The organism is Bartonella queenslandensis AUST/NH15 (genome assembly GCF_000312585.1).
GTDB classification, from domain to species: Bacteria; Pseudomonadota; Alphaproteobacteria; order Rhizobiales; family Rhizobiaceae; genus Bartonella; species Bartonella queenslandensis_A.
Genome location: NZ_HE998013.1, coordinates 213,390 through 214,741 on the forward strand (window position 1 = coordinate 213,390; position 1,352 = coordinate 214,741).

2 protein-coding genes are annotated in these 1,352 nt (G+C 37.2%); both read left to right on the forward strand.

The annotated features are described in order from the left end of the window. Positions 1-47: 47 nt before the first annotated feature. Positions 48-422 carry a hypothetical protein gene (locus BN338_RS08990; RefSeq protein ID WP_039761191.1) on the forward strand — a complete coding sequence of 125 codons (375 nt, stop codon included), beginning with the start codon at positions 48-50 and terminating at the stop codon, positions 420-422. Positions 423-479: 57 nt separating this feature from the next. Beyond that, on the forward strand, positions 480-1,229 hold the full coding sequence (locus tag BN338_RS08995; protein WP_039761193.1) for an antA/AntB antirepressor family protein: 750 nt from the start codon (positions 480-482) through the stop codon (positions 1,227-1,229). Positions 1,230-1,352 lie beyond the last annotated feature (123 nt).

Sequence of the window (1,352 nt, forward strand, 5' to 3'; positions counted from 1 at the left end):
ATACATTAACACAAACAATCGCCAAGAGGCGTTAGGGAGGGGAAATTATGGAAAATCCAATTCTCATTCATTCCAATGAAATTTTATTAGTTGCCTACGATAACGATCAAAACATTGCAGAATCGGGACCACTTGATGCAAGCCAAATTCTAAGCATTGTTGATGAGGTAGATGATGCAATCCAAATCTTTCGCATCAATCCTTCTGAAAAAAGTTGCGAAGACATTTCTGAAGAGATCGCAGACGCATATGTAGAAAAAAATATTGAACATCTCCATGAGGATAGTGAGGTTCATTACTTTGTCCGTGAAAGTAATTCTTTCAATGATCTTTTAGATGATTTAGCAAAAGAAAAATATAATGATGAGGTCTATGGGACCTATGAAGAGCAAAATAAATTGCGCCTTTGTGATGTGATTTAAATTCTAAAGGGCGTTTTCTCAAACGCCCCTTTCAATCCCACCAGTATGAGGTCCGTCATGGAAAAGCCTATTGCTATCCAGCAAAATACAATCAAACACGAAACCGTTCAAACGGTCAACGCTCGTGAATTGCATACATTTTTGGAAGTTAATTCCAATTTTAGAGATTGGATTAAAAATCGTATTAAAGAATATAATTTCCAAGAAAATCAAGATTTCATCATTTTCGCTAAAATTTTAGCGAAATCCTTAAGAGGTCGACCAAGCATGGAATACCATCTCACCTTAGACATGGCAAAAGAACTTTCCATGATCGAACGTAATGAAAAAGGGAAAGAAGCCCGTCAATATTTCATTGAATGCGAACGGCGTGTAAAACAATTCCCTCAATTAAATCTTGCAAATGCTCTAGAAGATCCTCTCTTTGTTAAGAAACTGCTTTTAGAAAGCGTCACGCAATTAGAGTCCTTAAAAAGCGAAGTGAATACCCTTAAACCAAAAGCAGCTGCTCTTGAAAGCTTGCAACGTCACAATGGGCTCTTTGGACTTACAGAAGCTGCTAAAATTCTGGAAATGCAACCCAAACAATTCATTCAATTCTTACAGCAAAAAGGTTGGATTTACAGACGTACAACAGGAGGGAATTTGCTTCCTTATCAAGACAAAATCCAAAAGCAACTTATGGATTGTCCAACCATCACACTTCAAACCGCAAGTGGAATAGAAAAAGTCATTCCTTGCGCAAAAATAACCACAAAAGGCATGGGGCTGCTGTCTCAAGAACTTAAACGACAAAGCATGCATTAATTAAAGAGTAAAATCATGTCTAAGAAATATGAACTGACCGATGAAATTCTATAGCCTTAAGAGATAGGCTTCTAATAACCAAACAATCATTTTCAAAACAAGCGTGTTTCACGCCACGGGTGC